The 20,663-nt window shown below is 62.3% G+C and carries 20 protein-coding genes; 7 read left to right on the forward strand and 13 right to left on the reverse strand.

Going from position 1 to position 20,663, the window contains the following annotated elements; genetic code table 11:
- Positions 1-53 precede the first annotated feature (53 nt).
- Positions 54-2,288, forward strand: a complete 2,235-nt coding sequence (locus HP556_RS22085) for a putative bifunctional diguanylate cyclase/phosphodiesterase (protein WP_175368546.1) — start codon at positions 54-56, stop codon at positions 2,286-2,288.
- Between the two features lie 393 nt (positions 2,289-2,681).
- Here the strand turns inward: HP556_RS22085 and HP556_RS22090 are convergent, their stop codons facing one another.
- From HP556_RS22090 to HP556_RS22100, 3 genes are all read right to left on the reverse strand, one after another.
- The gene (locus tag HP556_RS22090; protein ID WP_175368547.1) at positions 2,682-3,659 is read right to left on the reverse strand and encodes a Bug family tripartite tricarboxylate transporter substrate binding protein; all 978 of its coding nucleotides are present in this window, start codon (positions 3,657-3,659) and stop codon (positions 2,682-2,684) included.
- 154 nt (positions 3,660-3,813) lie between these two features.
- A complete protein-coding gene (locus HP556_RS22095; RefSeq protein WP_175368548.1) occupies positions 3,814-5,037 on the reverse strand; it encodes an FAD-dependent oxidoreductase in 1,224 nt (407 codons plus the stop codon).
- A gap of 86 nt (positions 5,038-5,123) precedes the next feature.
- Positions 5,124-5,510: a cupin domain-containing protein gene (locus tag HP556_RS22100; RefSeq protein WP_068733870.1), complete on the reverse strand. Its 387-nt coding sequence runs from the start codon at positions 5,508-5,510 to the stop codon at positions 5,124-5,126.
- 205 nt (positions 5,511-5,715) lie between these two features.
- Between HP556_RS22100 and HP556_RS22105 the strand changes: the two genes are divergently transcribed.
- On the forward strand, positions 5,716-6,696 hold the full coding sequence (locus HP556_RS22105; protein ID WP_175368549.1) for a LysR substrate-binding domain-containing protein: 981 nt from the start codon (positions 5,716-5,718) through the stop codon (positions 6,694-6,696).
- Positions 6,697-6,765: 69 nt separating this feature from the next.
- On the opposite strand, the gene HP556_RS22110 is transcribed toward HP556_RS22105, so the two are convergent.
- On the reverse strand, positions 6,766-7,305 hold the full coding sequence (locus HP556_RS22110; RefSeq protein WP_175368838.1) for a DUF6428 family protein: 540 nt from the start codon (positions 7,303-7,305) through the stop codon (positions 6,766-6,768).
- A 42-nt stretch (positions 7,306-7,347) separates the two neighbouring features.
- Here HP556_RS22110 and HP556_RS22115 point away from each other — a divergent pair, with 42 nt between their 5' ends.
- From HP556_RS22115 to HP556_RS22130, 4 genes are read left to right on the forward strand one after another with little or no spacing between them, the layout of a single operon-like run.
- Positions 7,348-7,701, forward strand: a complete 354-nt coding sequence (locus HP556_RS22115; RefSeq protein WP_089262883.1) for an ArsR/SmtB family transcription factor — start codon at positions 7,348-7,350, stop codon at positions 7,699-7,701.
- Positions 7,694-8,146 (forward strand): arsenate reductase (glutaredoxin), encoded by a 453-nt coding sequence (arsC, locus tag HP556_RS22120; protein ID WP_175368550.1) that lies wholly within the window; start codon positions 7,694-7,696, stop codon positions 8,144-8,146. Before HP556_RS22115 ends, arsC begins: the two co-directional genes overlap by 8 nt.
- A gap of 31 nt (positions 8,147-8,177) precedes the next feature.
- Entirely contained in the window at positions 8,178-9,209 is a 1,032-nt protein-coding gene (arsB, locus tag HP556_RS22125; protein ID WP_175368839.1) for an ACR3 family arsenite efflux transporter, read from the forward strand.
- A gap of 1 nt (position 9,210) precedes the next feature.
- Positions 9,211-10,404: an MFS transporter gene (locus tag HP556_RS22130; protein ID WP_175368551.1), complete on the forward strand. Its 1,194-nt coding sequence runs from the start codon at positions 9,211-9,213 to the stop codon at positions 10,402-10,404.
- 72 nt (positions 10,405-10,476) lie between these two features.
- Here the strand turns inward: HP556_RS22130 and HP556_RS22135 are convergent, their stop codons facing one another.
- From HP556_RS22135 to lepA, 4 genes are all read right to left on the reverse strand, one after another.
- Positions 10,477-11,694 (reverse strand): ABC transporter substrate-binding protein, encoded by a 1,218-nt coding sequence (locus HP556_RS22135; protein ID WP_175368552.1) that lies wholly within the window; start codon positions 11,692-11,694, stop codon positions 10,477-10,479.
- Between the two features lie 147 nt (positions 11,695-11,841).
- Positions 11,842-12,363: a hypothetical protein gene (locus tag HP556_RS22140; RefSeq protein ID WP_175368553.1), complete on the reverse strand. Its 522-nt coding sequence runs from the start codon at positions 12,361-12,363 to the stop codon at positions 11,842-11,844.
- Positions 12,364-12,444: 81 nt separating this feature from the next.
- On the reverse strand, positions 12,445-12,792 hold the full coding sequence (locus HP556_RS22145; protein ID WP_246297863.1) for a DUF1801 domain-containing protein: 348 nt from the start codon (positions 12,790-12,792) through the stop codon (positions 12,445-12,447).
- 152 nt (positions 12,793-12,944) lie between these two features.
- The gene (gene lepA / locus HP556_RS22150) at positions 12,945-14,750 is read right to left on the reverse strand and encodes a translation elongation factor 4 (protein WP_175368555.1); all 1,806 of its coding nucleotides are present in this window, start codon (positions 14,748-14,750) and stop codon (positions 12,945-12,947) included.
- Between the two features lie 126 nt (positions 14,751-14,876).
- On the opposite strand from lepA, the gene HP556_RS22155 reads away from it, so the two are divergent.
- Entirely contained in the window at positions 14,877-16,508 is a 1,632-nt protein-coding gene (locus HP556_RS22155; protein ID WP_175368556.1) for a glycosyltransferase family 39 protein, read from the forward strand.
- Positions 16,509-16,541: 33 nt separating this feature from the next.
- On the opposite strand, the gene HP556_RS22160 is transcribed toward HP556_RS22155, so the two are convergent.
- From HP556_RS22160 to HP556_RS22180, 5 genes are all read right to left on the reverse strand, one after another.
- Complete coding sequence (locus HP556_RS22160) at positions 16,542-16,844, reverse strand: HPr family phosphocarrier protein (protein ID WP_089262865.1); 303 nt, start codon at positions 16,842-16,844, stop codon at positions 16,542-16,544.
- Positions 16,841-17,242, reverse strand: coding sequence for a PTS sugar transporter subunit IIA (locus HP556_RS22165; protein ID WP_068733893.1), 402 nt, complete (start codon positions 17,240-17,242; stop codon positions 16,841-16,843). The genes HP556_RS22160 and HP556_RS22165 overlap by 4 nt, the downstream gene beginning before the upstream one ends.
- 131 nt (positions 17,243-17,373) lie before the next feature.
- A complete protein-coding gene (locus tag HP556_RS22170) occupies positions 17,374-17,877 on the reverse strand; it encodes an HPr kinase/phosphorylase (protein ID WP_414717131.1) in 504 nt (167 codons plus the stop codon).
- Positions 17,878-17,894: 17 nt separating this feature from the next.
- Positions 17,895-19,700 carry a sensor histidine kinase gene (locus HP556_RS22175; protein WP_081421901.1) on the reverse strand — a complete coding sequence of 602 codons (1,806 nt, stop codon included), beginning with the start codon at positions 19,698-19,700 and terminating at the stop codon, positions 17,895-17,897.
- A 135-nt stretch (positions 19,701-19,835) separates the two neighbouring features.
- Entirely contained in the window at positions 19,836-20,537 is a 702-nt protein-coding gene (locus HP556_RS22180) for a response regulator transcription factor (RefSeq protein ID WP_068733897.1), read from the reverse strand.
- Positions 20,538-20,663 lie beyond the last annotated feature (126 nt).

Genomic DNA, 20,663 nt, shown 5'->3' on the forward strand with positions numbered 1-20,663 from the left:
TTTCAGACACTTCTTGCACATATTGTCACACGCGCGTTGCGAGTGGATCATTGATGCCGAAGTTCCGGCCTGAAGCGAAAAAGAAAGCGAAAGCCGGACTGGCGTCTCGGACCACCCGGCCGAGCCGGGCGATCGCGGCTGCGCCGAAACTGGCGCCGAAAAAGGGTCTTGTCAGCGGTCCCATTCGCGAGATCGTGCGCCAGCGTGCCCAGGCCGAGGCGGCGATCGCGGAAGCCCGTAAATCCCATGAGCGTCTGCGCGAGGCGATCGACATTCTGCCGCAAGGCATCGTGTTTCTCGATTCCGACGGGCGCTACATCCTCTGGAACAAGAAGTACGCGGAAATCTACAACCGCAGCTCGGATCAGTTCGTGCCGGGTGCGCGTCTGCAGGACACGATCCGCGTCGGTGTCGAACGCGGCGACTATCCTGAGGCCATCGGTCGCGAGGACGAATGGATCGCGGAACGCGTCGCCAAACTGTTCCATCCAGGTGAACGTCACGAACAGGTTCTGGCCGACGGCCGCGTCGTCCTGATCGAAGAGCGGCTCACCGAAGACGGCGGTGTCATCGGTCTGCGCGTCGACATCACCGAGCTGAAACAGCGCGAGGCGTCGTTCCGCCTGCTGTTCGAGAGCAATCCGGTGCCGATGATCGTCTGTGCGCTCGATGACGAACGCATCCTCAGCGTCAACGACGCTGCGATCGAACATTACGGTTACACGCGTCCGGAATTCGAGAAGCTCACCATCCGCCAGTTGCAGGCCTTCGAGGCCGCCCCGCCCTGGGTCGGCGATCACGCCAATGACGAGCAGGCCGCGCGAACCTGGAAACACGTCAAGGCCGACGGCTCGCTAATCGATCTGGCGATCTATTCGCGGCACCTCGTCTACAACGAGGAGCCAGCCGTGATGCTGGCGCTGATGGATATCACGGAGCGCAAGCGTGCCGAGATGCGGCTGGCTTTCATGTCGCATCATGATGGCCTCACCGGCCTGCCAAATCGCAACCTGCTGCGCCAGCGTCTCGACGAGGTCCTCGCACATACCCGGCGCACCGGCGAGAAGGTCGCGGTGCTGTTTCTCGGCCTCGACAACTTCAAGGGTGTCAACGACACGCTCGGCCATGGTATCGGCGACAAGCTGCTGCGCGGCGTGGCGCGGCGGTTGCGGTCGTCATTGCGCGAGGAAGACGCGCTGGCGCGGCTGAACTCGGACGAATTCGCCATCATCCAGACCGGCATCAACCGTCCCGAGGATGTCGTGCTGCTGGCGCGCCGGCTGCTCGACGCCGTCGGTGAGACCTATCTGCTCGACGGTCATTCGGTGGTCATCGGCGCCAGCATCGGCATCGCGATGGCGCCGAGCGATGGCGATGAATCCGAGCGGTTGCTCAAGAACGCCGACATGGCACTGTCGCGCGCCAAGAACGACTCGCGCGGTACCTTCAGCTTCTTCGAGTCCGGCATGGACGCTCGTGCACAAGCGCGTCGCAAGATCGAAATCGATCTGCGCTCCGCCATTCAGGACGATCAGCTCCGACCCTTCTACCAGCCGCTGATCGATCTCAAGACCGGTCGCATTACCGGCTGCGAGGCGCTGGTGCGCTGGCCGCATGCGGAGCGCGGCATGATTTCGCCGGCGGATTTCATCCCCGTTGCGGAAGACACCGGCCTGATCAATGCGCTCGGCACGCAGATCCTGCGCCGCGCCTGCAATGAGGCTGCGCGCTGGCCCGATGAAGTGCGCGTCGCAGTCAATCTATCGCCGCTGCAGTTCCGCGTCGGCAATCTGCTCTCGGTGGTGATGGATGCGCTGAAGCATTCGGGACTGCCACCGCGGCGGCTTGAGCTCGAAATCACCGAGACGCTGCTGCTGGAAAAGAGCAATCAGGTGCTGGCGACCCTGCACGCGCTGCGCGCGCTCGGCGTTCGCATCTCGATGGACGATTTCGGAACCGGCTATTCGTCGCTGAGCTATCTCAGAAGCTTTCCGTTCGACAAGATCAAGATCGACCAGTCCTTCGTGCGCGATCTCGGCTCCAATCGCGATGCACAGGCGATCGTGCGCTCGATCATCAGCCTCGGCATGGGCCTCGGTGTCACCATCACGGCGGAAGGGGTCGAGACCGAATCCGAACTCGCCTGCCTGCGCAGCGAAGGCTGCCATGAAGGGCAGGGCTTCCTGTTCAGCCGGGCGCGGCCGAACGAGGAGATCATCGAGCTGCTGCGCGCTCAGGCCATTGCTGCGCCAGACGCGGAACTGTCCGTCCGCGCGCAGGTCGCATAAGGCACGCGCCGATCTCCGCTTCGGCGAGGGCGCGGACGACCCTTCATCCCGTTTCCCATTGCGAGAATGGAGCGCCGGGAGGCGCCAGGGGTTTGCGAGACCCCTTGAGGCTGGCCTTGCGAGGGCCGGCCCGCACGTCAGCACCTGCGGGATTGCGAGTCCCGCAGGGAAGACGCGCGCGTTACGACATCGGTGGGGGTGCGAAGCCCGCCGAGCGAACGCTGCGCCTCCCGGCGCTCCACCAGCAGCTGCCCGGATGACCGGGTCGCCGCTGCAGTCTGATCGATGCTGTGTGTCATGAGCACGCAGCAATCGAGCAGGCTGGAATCGAGGTAACTCAATCTAGGACTAAAGTCAAGATCAGTTTAAGCTCGGAGAGATGCCGAAAAATCCCTAGTTGGAAATCTTCGCTTTCGAGCGCTTCACGATATTTTCCATCCGCGCAGAATCCTTGGCGATAACAGCTCCGAACTGATCGGGCTTGTCCGCGATCACGGTCAAACCAAGGCCTTCCAGGCGAGCCGAAACAGTTGAATCTCGCAACGCCTCCACGATCGATGTGTTGAGCTTCTCAATCACGTCCTTGGGGGTCGCCGATGGAGCGACAAAGCCGTACCAGTTGCCCGCGAGGAGATCGGGATAGCCTGCCTGCGGTGACGTCGGCACATTGGGCAGCTGTTTGCTTGGTTCAGGCGCGGTCACGACGATGGGCCTCAGCGCTCCGCTTTGTACCTGCTGGACCGTGTTCGACAGATTATCGCACATCATGGACACCTGACCACCGATGACATCCTGAAGCGCCGGAGCTGCGCCCTGATACGGGATGTGGACGGCATCGATGCCTTCGAGCACCTTCAGCGTCTCGCCGCACAGATGGCTCGTGCTGCCGATACCGGCTGACGCAAATGTCAGCTTGCCCGGCTCGGCCTTGGCCAGCGCCACCAGTTCCTTCAGCGAGTTCGCCTTGACCGACGGATTGACGACCAGGATGTTCGGCGTCGAAGCGCCATTGGTGATGGGCGCGAAATCCTTTTCGGAATTATAGGCGGGCTTTTCATAGATCCACGGATTGATCGCCATCATGCCGGTTGTCGCGAGCAGAATCGTATAGCCATCCGCCGGCGACGCGGCGACGCGAGCCGCCCCGATCGAGCCGTTGGCGCCGCCGCGGTTCTCGATGATCACGGTGACGCCGAGCGACTTCGACATCAGCGGAGCCACTAGTCGTGGAATCGCGTCCGCCGTGCTTCCAGCCGGATAAGGGACCACGATCGTGATCATTTTTTCCGGAAAGCCGGCCGCTGCCGCGCCGGGCACGCCCAAGGTGACAGGCGCTACCAGCGCCGCCAAAAGAAACGTCGTCCACTTCATCCGTAAATCCTTGCTTGGCATTCTGAAACTCCTGCATGACATCTTGGGAACCATGGTGTTGGCTCCTCCAGGCTTACTGGCGCTTCCACTGCCGCGGTTCTTATCCAGCCGAGTGACCGGTTGCCGTCGACATCGTCTCAGAGAGAGTTGCTGATCACCCCGGGCGGTGCTCAGCCACATGCAACGCACCGGCCCGCTCAAGCGAGTCGAGCATCGCGATCCGGCGCAATAGCGCTCGTGCCTTTTCCGGATCGGCGGCTGCTGCGCGAATGTCGTCGCGGAAACGCGCGCGATCGGCTTCGTCTTTCGCTTCGAGGTTCTTCTTGTTGCGGATGGTGTCGCCCTGAATGGCCTGCATCGTGACCGTCCGGCGCTGCAGATCGTAATCGGCGAGAATGCCCTCATCAGCGGTGCCGTTGATGACTGGACCCAGCTTCGCGGTCAGGTTCAATGCATCATGAATGCCGCCATTCATGCCCATGCCGCCGAGCGGGTTGTTGATATGGGCGGCGTCACCTGCCAGGAATGTGCGGCCTTTCTGGAAGTTCGCGGCGACGCGCTGGTGCACACGATAGAGCGTCGTGTGGAGGATGCGGGCCTCCAGCTCTGCGGGAACGATCCGCCGGATCGACGCCGTCACATAGGCTTCGGACAGTGCTTCCTCATCGGATGTTTCCGCGGCCACCGGCATCATCACGCGCCATGCGCCGAGGATCCGCAGAAGGAAGTACCAGCGTTCGGGATCGGCGACATAGCTGACCGACGAGACGCCCGGCCGAAGCGCGGTGAAATCGACCGGTGTCGTCATCACCAGGAAACGCTCGGGCCAGGTGAAGCCCTCGAATTCCATATCCTGGCTGCGGCGGACGATGCTGTTCGCACCATCGGCGCCAATCAGCCAGGCGCATTCATGCGTGGTGTCGTGGCCGTTGGCCGTGACCACCACCTTGACGGTATCGCTGGTCTGCTCGACCGATTTGACCTCGCTGCCGAACGCGATCGAGAACAGCGGATTGCCGGACAGGGCGTCCAGAATGATGCGTGTGAGCTTGAACTGTTCGGCTTGCAGGCGGAACGGATGCCGCACCAGATCGGAGATCGCTGCGAAATCGAATGTGCCGAGCACACCGTCTTCGGACGAACTGTACTGGACCGTCGGTGCCTTCAGCCCCTGTGCAATCAACGTGCTGGCGAAACCGAGATCGTCGAGCATGTCCAGCGTGGGCGGATGGAACGTCGATGCGCGCGACTCGCTGCTCAGCGCGTCGTTCTTCTCGAGCACCAGAACCGGAATGTTCTGCCGCACTAGATCTGCGGCAGCCACCATGCCGACCGGCCCTGCACCGGCGATGATGACGGGAAGCTTCGCATTACTCATATCAAGACCTCTTGCGGGGATTTCAGGGAGCATCGGCTCTGATCGGCGGCCCCTCTAAGAGGCTGCCGTCATCGTCTCTGTGGCTCTCAGGCGGGATCGTAGTAGTGCATTTCGAGAAGCAGGCAGCCGCCCTCGGATTTGAACGGACCATGCCACGCGCCTGGCGGTCTGACGGCGTAGGTGTAGCCGGCGAATGGCGTGCCGCCTTGCCCGTTCTCGTCATTGCCAACGATCAGGTCGCCGGAGACGAGAAAGACTTCTTCCCAGTGGTCGTGAACGATCTGCTGTGTGGTGAAGAGACCCGGAGGGAACTTCAGCAATCGCGTCCGGCTGCCGCGTTTGTTCGCGGTATCGAGCGATCCGGACAGGATCTTCTCCAGCGCGCCCGACGCGGGATCGTAGCCCTCGGGCAATTGCCAGCCGCTCTCCATGTCGAGCGTGTGGAATTCGTCATGCAATTTGTTGACTGCCACTGATGTGCTCCTTGAAGCTGATGACCGAAGCACCTGTGCGGGGCACCGCGCTGCAGTCTGCATGTCTTGAGACCGTTGCCGGGGCGTGACCTCGCCAGAGGTCGCCGCCCGCCATGACTTTTGTCATCCGCGGGGAGATTGTTGCCTTGTGCTTAGGCGTGCAAACAATTTAATCTGCGGACATCTTGCGTTTTTGGAATGAACTATGCGCCGCAGAATACCGAGCCTCGGCGCGCTGATGGCGTTCAGCGCGGCTGCCAAACACCTCAGCGTCACGCGGGCCGCCAGCGAACTCGCGCTGACCGAAAGTGCGGTGTCGCGCCAGATTGCGCAGCTGGAGACGCAGCTCGGCGTGAAACTGTTTCATCGGATCAAGAAACGCATCACGTTGACGCGGGCAGGGGCGGCCTACAGCACCCGCGTGGCGCAGACGATCGAGCGGATCGAGCGCGATGCGCTCGAGATCATGGGCTATGAGGCCGACGGCATGGTTCTGGACGTCGCGGCGCTGCCCACCGTCGGCGCCCAGTGGCTCATTCCGCGCCTGCCGGACTTCTATGCGCGCCATCCCGGCGTCGCCGTCAATGTGAGCGCGCGCAACACGCGCTTCTTCTTCAGCGAGACCGCGCTCGATGGCGCGCTGTACTTCGGCGAGCCGGACTGGCCGGGCACGCAGGCCGACTATCTGTTCGATGAAATTCTTCTGCCGGTCGGATCGCCGACGCTGATCGGCAGGCGCGGCGAATTGCCGCCGAGCGAGGTCGCCGAGCTGCGGCTTCTGCATCTCGTCACACGCGCCGATGCATGGCGTCGCTGGTTCGATGCTGCGGAGCTCGGCGGCACGAATGTGATCCGCGGGCCGCGTTTCGATATCCAGTCCACTTTGATCAGCGCGGCAAGCTCGGGTCTTGGTGTTGCCCTGCTTCCCGAATTCCTGATTTCCGACCAACTCAGGTCGGGCAAATTGAAGGTGTTGTCGAGCCTGACCCTGAAAAGCGTCGGCTCGTACTATTTCGCCTGCCCGGAGGAGAAAGCCGGGAATCCTTTGCTGCAGGCATTCCGGGCGTGGTTGCTGTCGCAAGCCCAGGCGTCTGCGCATTCCGGCTCCTCGCCAGGAGCTTTGCCAAAAGAGGCAGGTCGCCTCGCGGATCGACGCAGCGCAACGACTGCAGGTGGCAAAGGATAATGATTGTGGGCTCTACCGCGCGCTCTCGTTGAGAGTCCAGTAACAGGTCTCCGGTCTGAACCGCGGCGTCTACCGGCAGCACGCGCTTTTGGACGATACCGGCGCGCAGCATGCACTGGCTTCCTTCTGCGCCTCCAGCCAGCGGTCGCGTGGCTTGCAACTCGCCGGACGCGGGGCAAGCGCCACCGTGAGAACGTCGCCCTGTATGCGCGGGGTATCCGCGCAGTGTAGTTGCATCGGCGCGATGCCATCGCTCACTTCGAAAGTCAGTCGCGCATTGATATCGAGAGCAACATGGTCGGAGACTTTCCGGATGATGGCCGCGAACTTTCCGGCGGTCATATGGGTCCGGTCACCTTCGACGATGTCCCACAACTGTACGAAGATCTCCGACCACGCTTCGGGATTGCCGCCGCAATCAAGCGCGGAAAAGGCGCCCGCCTTGACTTCGGTGATGTGGTAGCCCGGCTGAATGCTGTGACCGCCATAGGTGAACACCAAGGGCAATGCCGGTGCCGCGTCGCAGGCGGCGAGGAGCGCCCCGATGCTGATGTCGTCGGCGGCGATCTGCGGCGAAGGCGGAATTTCCGGCTTGGCAAGGTCCAGCATCGATGTTACTCCATTATTCGATATTTTTAGGATTATTGAAATATGGAAGAACGTCAAGCCCTGTCGGCTTTTGCAGCGCTGTCCCAGGAGACACGGCTTCGCATCGTGCGCCTGCTCGTGCAGGCCGGTCCCGCCGGGATGCCGGCCGGCGCCGTCGCGGAGGCTGCAGGCGTGTCGGCCTCGAATGTGTCCTTCCATCTGAAGGAGCTGACCCAGGCTGGCCTTGCCAGCGCGAAGCGGGAGGCCCGCTCGATTGTCTACACCGCCGATTATGACGCGCTGTCGGGCCTCATCCAGTTCCTGATGCGGGATTGCTGCGCGGGTCATCCCGACATCTGTATGCCGGCCACGGCGTCCGCATGCACCTCGGACAGCAAGGAGCTGTCACGTGCCTGATAGCGTCGACGTCATCATCTATCACAACCCGGATTGCGGTACCTCGCGCAACACGCTGGCCATGATCCGCAACGCCGGCATTGAGCCACACATCATCGAGTATCTGAAGACACCGCCGTCGCGGGTCATGCTCGTTCAATTGCTCGCGCGCGCCGGCATGTCGGTGCGCGACGTCCTGCGTGAGAAGGGAACGCCCTATGCCGAACTGGGCCTCTCCGACACCAGTCTGACCGACGCGCAGTTGCTCGACGCCATCGAAGCCCATCCGGTTTTGATGAACCGCCCGATCGTGGTCTCCGCGCTGGGCGTGAGACTCTGCCGGCCATCCGAAGCGGTTCTGGACATCATGCCCACTCCGCAGCTTGGAGCGTTCTCGAAAGAGGATGGCGAGCGGGTCGTGGATGCGAGCGGCCAGCGGATCGTAGGACAACGTCATGACCAGTGAGGCCATCGGCAGGCCGGTTTCCGCGCCGGCCATGGGCTTGTTCGAACGCTATCTCACGATCTGGGTGGGCCTATGCATCGTCGTCGGCATTCTGCTGGGCCGATGGATGCCGGCCGTTTTCCATGCGCTGGGCTCGGCGGAGATTGCGCAGGTCAATCTGCCGGTGGCTGTTCTCGTCTGGCTGATGATCATTCCCATGCTGCTCAAGGTGGACCTCGGAGCGCTCGGTCACGTTGGCACACACTGGCGCGGCATTGCCGCGACCGTCGGAATCAACTGGCTGGTGAAGCCGTTCTCGATGGCGCTTCTCGCCTGGCTGTTCATCGGCCATCTGTTCAGGCCGTATCTGCCCGCGGACCAGATCGACAGCTATACGGCCGGTCTGATTCTGCTTGCCGCTGCGCCTTGTACGGCGATGGTGTTTGTCTGGTCGAATCTGGTCGATGGCGAGCCGAACTTCACGTTGGGACAGGTCGCGCTCAACGACACCATCATGGTGGTCGCCTTCGCGCCGATCGTCGGCCTTCTGCTCGGACTATCATCCATTATCGTGCCCTGGGGCACGTTGCTGTTGTCCGTCCTGCTCTACATCATCGTGCCTGTGGCAATCGCGCAACTCTGGCGGCGCGCATTGCTGGCGAGGGGAGGCGAGGCGGCGCTATCGCAGGCGCTGTCGCTACTCGGCCCGGTATCGCTGGTCGCGCTCCTGCTAACTTTGGTGCTGTTGTTCGGCCTGCAGGGCGAGCAGATCACACGGCAGCCGATGGTCATTGCGCTGCTCGCCGTCCCGATCCTGATCCAGGTCTATTTCAATGCCGGTCTCGCCTACTGGCTCAACCGCCGCCTGGGTGTCGCCTGGTGCGTGGCCGGCCCTTCCGCCCTGATCGGCGCATCGAACTTCTTCGAGCTCGCCGTAGCAGCGGCGATCGCACTGTTCGGCTTTCAATCGGGCGCGGCACTGGCAACGGTCGTCGGCGTTCTGATCGAGGTGCCGGTGATGCTCTCCGTGGTTCACATCGTGAAGGCGACACGGGACTGGTACGAGCGGGGAGCTGTGACCTGAGGTGGCAGTCGTTCGTTGGCAAGTCGTATCCGCGCTCGGTACGACGCAGACACTGGCATGGGCTTCCAGCTACTATGTTCCAGCCGTGTTCGCAGATCCCATTTGCGACGACCTGCATCTGTCCAGGACGTGGTTCTTCGCGATGTTCTCCGTGGCACTGCTGGTGTCGGGTTTGCTCGGCCCGCTCGCCGGCCGCATGATCGACCGCAGCGGTGGCCGGGACGTGCTTGTCGCCACCAATCTGATGTTTGCGGCGGGGCTGGCCTTGCTTGCGGTTGCAACGGGACCGATCACGCTGGCCTTGGCCTGGCTGGTCATCGGCGCCGGCATGGGTTTCGGCCTGTATGAGGCTGCGTTTGCGACGGTTGCGGGATTGTGGGGGCGACAGGCCCGCAGTGCGATCACGGGCATCACCCTGTTCGCCGGTTTTGCGAGTACCATCGGCTGGCCGCTTAGTGCCGCAATGATCGATGCCTTCGGCTGGCGCGGCGCCTGCTTCGCATGGGCCGCGTTGCACATCGTCATTGGTTTGCCGCTCAACCGCTTTCTCGTGCCCAAGGCGCCGCCGCATGCGCATCTGGATGAGCCTGCCGTCCCGACATCAGGCATTCCATGGGCGATGATCGTTCTGGCGGGGGTCTTCGGTGCGACCTGGTTTGTCACCACCGCCTTTGCCGCGCATATGCCGCGCCTGCTGGAAGCGCTCGGCGCCACGCCGGCGCAGGCCGTGCTCGCCGGGGCTTTGATGGGGCCTGCGCAAGTCGCAGCCCGGATCGGGGAATTCGGTCTGCTACGACATGCGTCGGCGATGATATCCGCACGCCTGGCTGCGGGTCTGCATCCCGTCGGCGCCGGATTGCTGATCCTGTTCGGAGCGCCAGTCGCGCTGCCATTCGCCCTTCTGCACGGCGCCGGCAATGGCCTGTTCACGATCGCGCGCGGAACGCTTCCGCTGGCCATGTTTGGCGCCGTCGGATACGGCATGCGAACCGGCTGGCTGGCCGCGCCGGCGCGCATCCTGCAGGGTGCAGCGCCGCTGCTGTTCGGCCTTGTGCTGGATCAAGGTGGCCCGCGCGTCGCGCTGGCGCTCACAGGCGGGCTGACGTCGCTCGCGTTCCTGGCGCTCTTCTGGTTGAGGGCTCCGGTGGCGAAGCCGGAAACTGGCGTCCTCGTTCAAAATCCGATGAAGAATTGACGTGCTCCATCGACCGGTTGGCCTGTGGTGGGTCGACCGCCCGGCGGGCCGGGCGATCGAACTCGTCAGCGGTTACTGCTTCACATACTGGCAGCCGCCGTCCTTCATCGGACGGAACACCTGATCGCCGGGGACCTCCGCGAGCACCTTGTAGTAATCCCACGGCGCCTTGGATTCTTCCGGCTTCTTCACTTCGAGCAGGAACATGCTGTGCACCATGCGGCCGTCCTCGCGCAGGACGCCGTTATCGGTGAAGGCGTCGCGCACCGGCATCTCGCGCATCTTCGCCAGCACCGGCTTGGTGGCACGTGTGCCGGCCGCCTGTACCGATTTGAGATAGTGCAGCGTGGCGCTATAGGTCGCCGCCTGGTTCATGGTCGGCATCCGCTTCATCTTGTCGAAGAACTTCTTGCCGAAGGCGCGGGTGCGATCGTTGAGATCCCAGTAATAGGCCTCGGTGATGATCAGCCCCTGCGCCATCTTCAGGCCGAGCGAGTGGATGTCGGAGATGAACATCACGATGCCTGCGAGCTTCTGGCCGCCGGCGACGATTCCGAACTCGGACGCCTGCTTGATGGTGTTGATGGTGTCGCCACCGCCATTGGCCATGCCGATGATCTTGGCCTTGGACGATTGTGCCTGCAGCAGGAAGGACGAGAAGTCCGCCGTGTTGAGCGGGTGCTTGGCGCTGCCGACCACCTTGCCGCCCGCGGCGCGCACCACGTCGCCGGTGTCACGTTCGATGGAATGGCCGAACAGATAGTCCGCTGTGATGAAGTACCAGGAGTCGCCGCCCTGCTTGACGATGGCGCTGCCGACCGTGTGAGCGTTGCCATAGGTGTCGTAGGTCCAGTGCGCGGTATATGGCGAGCACGACTTGCCGGTGATGTCGGACGAGGCGGCGTCCGTGACGATCATGATCTTCTCGAACTGTTTCGACATCTCCATGCCGGCCAGCGCAGTGGCCGATGTCGGCATGTCGATGATCATGTCGACATTCTCGGCCTCATACCATTTGCGCGAGATGGTGGCGGCGACGTCGGCCTTGTTCAACGCATCTGCGGTGACCAGTTCGATCGGCTTGTCGAACATCTTGCCGCCGAATTCCTCGATGGCGATCTTGGCCGCCTCGACATTGCCCTGGCCGCCGATGTCGGCATAGACCGAGGCGAAGTCGGCGAGCACGCCGATCTTGAGCGGAAGCGTGTTGGCCTGCTGGGCCAGTGCGGAAGCGCCGAAAAGCAGCGAAATAGCAAACGTCGTAGCCGCAACCGTGCGGTGCGCGATCATTCAATCCTCCCCAAATTTTATACGCGCCGTTTTCGGCGTCGTGGGACGCAGCATGATGGGCGCGGAGCGGGGAGGCAATAGCGGCGTGAGGGATGTTTGGTCGCAGAAATCCGCCGCATTGCGGCGGGCGGAAAATTGGACCGGCGGCTAGCTCCGGCCGCGTCTTGCTTTGACGAAGGAGCTCAGCCGGCTGAACGTCGTTGGTTCAAAAATGCAGATCGCCAGCAGGATGAGCCAGGCCACGCAGAACAGGGGCAGCGGATGGCTTGTCGCGGGCCACAAATCCCAAATCACATAGGCTTGCGCGATTCCCGGAAGGAACATGGTCAGGAGCAAAGCGGTGAGTAGCGGGAGGTGGCTGAAAGTATAGAAGAAGGTGCAGGCATAGATCAGCATCGTGAGCAACAAGAGCCAGGTCAGGCTGGTTAGCCAGATCACGTCCCCGAGATAATGCGCGACCGCATAGGCCCCGATGAAGACGACGATCGTGGCGATCACACCGTCCGGATTGTAGAGGAATACGGCCAGTGCGGCTGCGGCAATAGACAATGCATCGACTAACCACTCGCGCGCCGTGTCATAGCGGCGGGCGAGATTGTCGGGACAGATCTCTGGAATGCAATTTCCACTCATCGGGAATGGGTCGTCGCAATTGGTGGATCCGTTCATTTCCAGCTGCAAGCGGAAGCGCCGAAAAGCCGCGAAACGGCAAGCGTCGTTGCAGAATCCGCTCAATGCTTCTCGCGGTGCCTATGAGCGCGGCTTGCGTTTGCTTCGGTGATAGGTGAGTGCCAGTCCGACGCAATGGCGCAGAGCGACTTCGGGAGGGGCGTCGTCGAGGCTGAGGATGATGCTTCGGTTACCGCCGTAGTTCAGGCCTTCGGGATACAGCGAGCGAAACGTTTCAACCAGATTGGTATTGCAATTGAAGTAGATCGCGTACCGGTTGGTGTCCTTGATCCGGTCGATCCGGATCGTGCTGCCGCTTCCGGTTGCCGTCGTGAGATAACTCGGCTGATTCCACTTCAGTGTCTCGTCGAGCGGGCCTACGCCTTCGATCCCTGCGGCCGTCTCGAAGATCAGTTGCCGGAGCGCCAAGAGCCTAGCCTTGATCGCCGGCGGATGCTGGTCGAATGCTGCTTTGACAGCTGGATCTGAAAAGCCTTGGGGAGGTCGCTTCGCCGTTCTGTTCGCATCCCGTATCGCAGTCATATGCGGTACCTCTGGTCAAAACGGCGGGCGGTTGATCCTCAGCTATCGACCTTCAGCGCCGCGATAAACGCTTCCTGCGGGATGTCGACCTTGCCGAACTGCCGCATCTTCTTCTTGCCTTCCTTCTGCTTCTCCAGAAGTTTGCGCTTGCGGCTGATATCACCGCCATAGCACTTCGCGGTCACGTCCTTGCGTAGCGCGCGGACGGTTTCGCGGGCAATCACCTTGCCGCCGATCGCCGCCTGGATCGGGATGACGAACATGTGCGGCGGAATCAGCTCTTTCATCTTCTCGACCATGGCGCGGCCGCGGCCTTCGGCGCGGGTGCGATGCACGAGCATCGACAGCGCATCGACCGGCTCGGCATTGACCAGGATCTGCATCTTGACGAGATCGGCGGCCTTGTAGTCGGTCAGATGATAGTCGAACGAGGCGTAGCCCTTCGAGATCGACTTCAGGCGATCGTAGAAATCGAACACCACTTCGTTGAGCGGCAGCTCGTATTTCACCATCGCGCGGGCGCCGACGTAAGTAAGTTCTTTCTGATTGCCGCGGCGTTCCTGACAGAGCTTCAGCACGCTGCCGAGATATTCGTCGGGCGTCAGGATCGTGGCTTCGATCCACGGCTCCTGGATCTCGGCGATCTTCACCACATCCGGCATGTCGATCGGATTGTGAATCTCGATCTCCTCGCCATCGGTGAGGTGCATCTTGTAGATCACGCTTGGCGCGGTCGCGATCAGGTTGAGATCGAATTCGCGGCTCAGGCGCTCCTGGATGATTTCCAGATGCAGCAGGCCGAGGAAGCCGCAGCGGAAGCCGAAGCCCAGTGCAGCCGAGGTTTCCATTTCGAACGAGAACGACGCGTCGTTCAGCCGCAGCTTGCCCATTGCGGCGCGCAGCGTCTCGAAGTCGTCGGCATCGACCGGGAATAGGCCGCAGAACACCACGGGGATGGCGGGCTTGAAGCCCGGCAGCATCTCGGTGACCGGCTTGCGGTCGTCAGTGATGGTGTCGCCGACGCGGGTGTCTGCGACTTCCTTGATGGCGGCCGTAATGAAGCCGATCTCGCCGGGGCCGAGTTCGTCCACATTGACCATCTTCGGCGTGAAGTATCCGACGCGCTCGACATCATAGGCGGCGTTGGTGCCCATCATGCGGACGCGCTGGCCCTTCTTCATGACGCCGTCGACGACGCGGATGAGGACGACGACGCCGAGATAGACGTCGTACCAACTATCGACCAGCAGCGCCTTCAGCGTGGCCTCACGATCGCCCTTCGGTGGGGGCAGCCGGTGCACGATGGCTTCCAGCACGTCAGGCACGCCCAGACCCGTTTTGGCCGAGATCATCAACGCGTCCGAGGCGTCGATGCCGATGACGTCCTCGATCTGCTTCTTCACCTGCTCGGGTTCTGCCGCGGGCAGATCGACCTTGTTGAGGATCGGCACGATTTCGAGATTGGCATCGAGTGCGTGATAGACGTTGGCCAGCGTCTGCGCTTCCACGCCCTGCGAGGCGTCGACCACCAGCAGCGCGCCTTCGCAGGCGGCCAGCGACCGCGAGACCTCGTAGGCGAAGTCGACGTGGCCGGGCGTGTCCATCAGGTTGAAGATGTAATCCTTGCCGTCCTTGGCCTTGTAATGCAGGCGGACGGTCTGCGCCTTGATGGTGATGCCGCGCTCGCGCTCGATATCCATCGAATCGAGCACCTGCTCCTTCATCTCGCGCGCCTGCAAGCCGCCGGTGATCTGGATCAGGCGATCGGCCAGCGTCGATTTGCCATGGTCGATATGGGCGACGATGGAGAAGTTGCGAACGTTCGAAATCGGGGAGGTTGTCATGCGCGCGGGATAGCATTCAGGCCCCGATGCGGCAACCTTAATGCGGGTTTCGGCCTGATTCCCGGCCCTGTTTCCGTCACGGCATCCTGATTTTACTCCGGCCCGAAACACGCTAGGCAGGGGCCCATGAGTACAATCGCTTCCTCTACCCCCGCCAAACGCCGGGGCTTGCTGTCGATCGGCCGCCGCGGCGCTGCGCGGCTCGTTGCCTGGGCGTGTGATCCGCAATTGAGCGTCCTGCTGGTGCTCGGCTTCACGATCGCCCATGTGGTGCTGTGGACCGCAATCCTGACCCAGGTAAAGGCGGCGCAGGACATCCATTTCGACGTCTCCGAGGGCTATGCCTGGGGGCAGAAGTTCCTGATGGGCTACGGCAAGCATCCGCCGTTGTCGGGCTGGATCTCGGGCGTCTGGTTCAGATTTTTCCCGCCGGTGGACTGGGCGACCTATCTGCTCGCCATGGTCACGGTCGGCATCGGAATGATCCTTTGCTGGGCGATTGCGCTGCGCGTGGTCGATCGGCGCCGTGCCTTTTTCGTGCTGCTGATGGTCGCGATCTATCCGATCTTCAATTTCAAGGGCTTCAAATACAATCCGGACCTGCTGCAGCTGGTAACTTTGCCGCTGGTGGTGCTGGCCTATTTGCACGCTTTCGAGAAGCGCTCGATTCGCTCCGGTGTATTGCTTGGCCTCGCCGCTGCGCTGGCGCTGATGACCAAATACTGGGTGGTGACGATGATCGGGGCCATCGGTCTGGCCGCGCTGATCCATCCGCAGCGGATGCTGTTCCTGCGCTCGCCGGCACCATGGATCGCCATCGCGACGATGGCGGCGGCGATGATTCCGCATCTCGACTGGGTGCGGCAGGTGGAATACGCGCCATTTCGTTACGCCGGCAATACCTATGCGATCTCGTCACGCTGGGAGAGTTTGCAGCTGGCGTGGGGCTATGTTGGCCACAATATCGCGCTGCTGCTGTTGCCGCTGGGTCTGGCCGCTGCGGTGCTGGCCTGGGGGCCACGCTGGTGGGCGTCGGTGGCGCGCGATCCCCGCGCATTCGTCAAGCGACCGTGGTCACTGACGACCAATCCCGGTGTCCGCAAGGATCAGGCCCTGAATATCTGGCTGATCCAGGCCATTGTCGCCGTCGGGCCGCCGATCGGTGCGTTGTTGTTCGACGTTTATATCAAGACCGATTGGGGTATCTCGCTGTTCTTCCTGGTGCCGCTGGCGGTCATTGCGATCCCGGCGCTGAAGATGCCGCGGGTCGCGCTGGTACGGCTCGCCGCGATCTGGCTGGTGCTGTCGCTGGTCACGCTCGCCGCCGCACCGCAGATCGCCATCGCGTCACTGCCGCGCGATGCCAACGGCAATTTCGCCCACATCTCCTATTCGCAGCTCGCGCGCGAACTCACCGAAGTCTGGCACAAGCGCTTCCACACGCGCTGGAGCGAGGTCGTGGGCTTCGTTGATGTCGCCGAGCAGATGACGTTCTACAGTCCCGATCATCCGCTGCCGCTGACGCCTTACGAGCCGTGGCCGTCAGGCGTGACGTCGATGGCCGAAGCGAAGCGTAACGGCTTCATCGGAATCTGCATGGTCGGTGACTGGAAATTCGATCGCTGCGAAGCGTGGATGAAGGACAATCTGCCGAATGCCGAACGTATCGTGATGTCGACGCGACGCTTCTTCAAGGGCAATGTCGGCACGACCACGCGGTGGAATGTCTATGTGGTGGCGCCTGGCGCGATGAAATAGCCGTTCGCTGACGAAGCAGCTTTCGGCGAACCGCTACTCTTCGCCGAACTTGTTGGTCACAAGCTCGGTGATCGCATCCAGCGCCGCTTGAGCTTCGGCGCCTTTGGCAGTGACCATGATGCTGGTCCCGGGTCCGGCGGACAGCATCATCAGGCCCATGATGGATGTACCGCCAACGGTCTCGCCGTTGCGTGTCACCGTGACGTCGGCATTGAAGCGTTCGACCATCTGCACGAATTTGGCAGAGGCGCGCGCATGAAGGCCACGCTTGTTGGTAATCGGAATCTCGCGGGAGACGCTGCCGGACACCGTCGTATCGTCTGGGCTGTCGCTCATTTGCCGGCGAGAACGCGGCTGGCGATGGTGACGTATTTGCGGCCGGCTTCCTGTGCCATGGCGATCGCATCGGGCAGCGTGCGCTCTTCGCGCACCTTTGCGAGCTTCACCAGCATGGGCAGGTTGATACCGGCGAGAACCTCGACCTTCGGCCGGCTCATGCAGGAGATCGCTAGATTCGATGGCGTGCCGCCGAACATATCAGTGAGGATGGCAACGCCATCGCCACTGTCGACGCGATTGACCGCTTCGATAATGTCGCTGCGACACAAATCGGAATCGTCTTCGGCGCCGATCGTCACGGCTTCAATTTGTTTTTGCGGACCCATTACGTGCTCAAGCGCCGCCTTAAACTCGTCGGCAAGGCGCCCATGGGTCACAAGTACTAGACCAATCATCGGAAACTCCTCGTGGGTGCTTTTGGTGCACCGCACGAAAGGGCCACTTTGACCATCCAGAGCCCCTATGCAAGAGGGCTCTTCGCGAATCTCCCTTAAATTGCACGGATGCGGCGGGAAGTAGCGCGGGTCTATTCGGTGGCGATAGTGGGACTAATATGGTTACCAATTCCCTTCGAGCAATCGTCCAAAGGTCGCACTGCGGCTAAACCATCGTTTGTAATAAGTGCGGCTACGACCAATGGTAGTGGTGAAAAGCCTGTCCCGACCGGGATTCGGGGCAATTCAACGCCCTCCAGTGTGGTTTTGAGCGCTTCCGGCTCTGGCAGGCGCGCAGCGTCGGTGGCGGCGAGATCGACCACCAGCCCGACGATGGCGCCGGTAGCGCAGTCCAGACGCCGGATTCCGAGCCCCCTGACCTCAAGCAGCCCGACCAGTTCGGGCGCCGGCCGTACCCACAGTTTTCCATCCCTGACATCCAGATGCACCCGGTCGTCGCCGACCAGCATGGCCTCGGGAAGCTGTCCGCTCTGAGCGGCGAGGATCAGGTCGAAGACCAGCCGCGATTTCCCGGAGCCGGACGGCCCCCGGATCAGGACGGCGCGGTCATCGACCAGTACGGCGGAGGCATGGATGCTTTTGCCATCCGCGCTCATGTGGCCGGCAACCGTACCACGAAGCGTGCACCCAGCACCGGGATCTCGCCGTCGGCGTTGGCCGGGCCGATGCGGTTCTCCGCCCAGATCGTACCGCTATGGGCTTCGACGATCTGCTTGGAAATCGACAGGCCCAGACCGGAATTCTGGCCAAAGCCCTGATGTGGGCGGTCGGTGTAAAAGCGTTCGAAGATCCGTTCGAGTGCATCCAGTCCGATGCCGGGGCCGTCGTCATCGACCACGATCTCGATCTTGCCTTTCAGGCGACGGCAGACGATCCGCACCTTGCCGCCCGGCGTCGAGAATGACTGCGCATTGGTGACGAGATTGGTGATGACCTGACCGAGGCGGGAATCGTGGCCCGGCACTGAAAAGGCGTCGGTGGCAGCGCCTTCGAAGCGGACTTCAACGCCGACGTCATGACCGAGCTTGGTTTCGTTGGCGACCGAGGTCAGCGTGGTCAGCAACCGTCGGACATCGACGGGCGCCGTGTCGTTGCGCTGGAGTTCGGCATCGAGACGGCTGGCGTCGGAAATATCCGAGATCAACCGGTCAAGCCGCCGCACGTCGTGTTCGATCACCGCGAGCAGGCGGCCACGGCTGTTGTCGTTCTTCGCCAGCGGGAGTGTTTCCACGGCGGAGCGCAGCGAGGTCAAAGGATTCTTGAGCTCGTGGGAGACGTCGGCCGCGAACATCTCGATCGCCTCGATGCGGTTATAAAGCGCATCGGTCATGTCGCGCAGCGCGCCGGAGAGATGCCCGATCTCGTCGCGGCGGCGCGTGAAATCCGGGATCTCGACACGGGTGCGGATGCGGCGACGAACGCGTTCGGCGCTGTCGGCAAGACGTCGCACCGGACCTGCAATGGTCGATGCCAGCAGCAGCGACAGCACGATCATCACCACGGCCGCGACCGCAAAGACTTTCAGAATCGCCAGACGTTCGGCGGTCACCATCTGATCGATGTCGTCGCCCTGGGTCGACAGCATCAGCGAACCATGGACGGCGCGGAAGCGCTGCACTGGCACGGCGACCGAGACGATGACTTCGCCCCGTTCGTTGATGCGCACCATGCTGCTCTTCAGACCGTCGAGCGACTGTTGCACTTCCTGATAGCCGTTGCCGTTTTCCGGACCAAGTTCGCGATACAGCGGAAGGTCGCCGCGATTGAGCCAGGTTCGGACCGCGATCATTGTGCGTTCGGCAAAGCCGGGCTTCTCGGTGGTCGGCGGCGGCAGTTCGAAACGCAGCACATCGCCGCGGCCATAAAGGCTGCGGCTGTCGAGGATCAGCACGCCGTCGCGGTCGTAGATGCGCGCGCGCGTCTTGGTCGGGGAGATCAGCCGCCGCAGCACCGGCGCGACGCGCTCGGGATTGATCGGAAAATCAAGGCCGGAGAGTTCGTCCGGCACGCCATAGGTTTCGCCGGGCTTGAGATCCAGCAAGCGGTCGGGATCGATCGTGATCGTATTGGTTTCGACGGTGGCCGAAGCGGCAATGGCGCTGGCGATGATTTCGGCCTGTACCAGCAGGCTCTGCGCGCGTGCGTCGATCAGGCCGGCGCGAAACTGCGAGAGATAGAGAATGCTGGCGACCAGCGCGCAGAGGCCGGCGAGGTTGAGCGAGACGATGCGGCGCGTCAGGCTCGAAAAGGTCAGCGCAACGAAGAACTGCCGGGCACGGCGCAGCCAGTCGAGCGGGCGCTGCCAGCCGCGACGGGTGCGATCGGCATCGCCGCCTGCCGCATGCGGCGACGTGCCGTCGGCGTCCAGGCTTTCATCAGGCTGCGTACGATCCAGCAATGCCAAAACTGCCCGGTTGTTGTCGATATCTGCGATGCGCCACGCCGCGCTCATTGTTGCGTGTGCGGATGCGCATTCTAGCGCAGCACGGCCGAGCCGTCAGGCCCCCAGCCGTGCCGCGGGAACCCTTACAGATCAGGTTTCCTTGAAGCGATAACCGACGCCATACAGTGTCTCGATCATCTCGAAGTCGTCGTCGACGACCTTGAACTTCTTGCGCAGCCGCTTGATGTGGCTGTCGATGGTGCGATCGTCCACATAGACCTGATCGTCATAGGCGGCATCCATCAGCGCGTTGCGGCTCTTCACCACGCCGGGGCGCGTCGCCAGCGCCTGCAGGATCAGGAACTCGGTGACGGTCAACGTGACCGGCTCGTTCTTCCAGGTGCAGGTGTGACGTTCCGGATCCATCCGCAGCAAACCGCGATCGAGCGCCTTGGCGTCGGTCTCCTTCGGAGCGGCAGTCGGGTCCTTCGGCGCGGCGCGGCGCAGCACGGCCTTGACGCGCTCGACCAGCAGACGCTGCGAGAACGGTTTGCGGATAAAATCGTCGGCGCCCATTTTCAGGCCGAACAGCTCGTCGATCTCCTCGTCCTTCGACGTCAGGAAGATCACCGGCAGATCGGACTTCTGGCGCAGACGGCGCAAGGTCTCCATGCCGTCCATGCGGGGCATCTTGATATCGAGGATTGCGAGGTCCGGCTGGCTCGTGCGGAAGCCATCGAGTGCGGAAGCACCATCCGTATAGGTCATGATGCGGTAGCCCTCGGCTTCCAGCGCGATCGATACGGATGTGAGAATGTTACGGTCGTCGTCGACCAGTGCGATAGTTGGCATGAGCCTGCTTTCCGAAGCGGGATGGGCTATCCGGCAGAATTCAACAATCCGCCGTATGAGGTGGCCTTAAGAACACAGTCAACGAGCAATGCAAGCTGGGCTGAAGTGTGGCCGAGTTCCCTGAAC

The organism is Tardiphaga robiniae (assembly GCF_013359755.1).
Taxonomy (GTDB): Bacteria; Pseudomonadota; Alphaproteobacteria; order Rhizobiales; family Xanthobacteraceae; genus Tardiphaga; species Tardiphaga robiniae.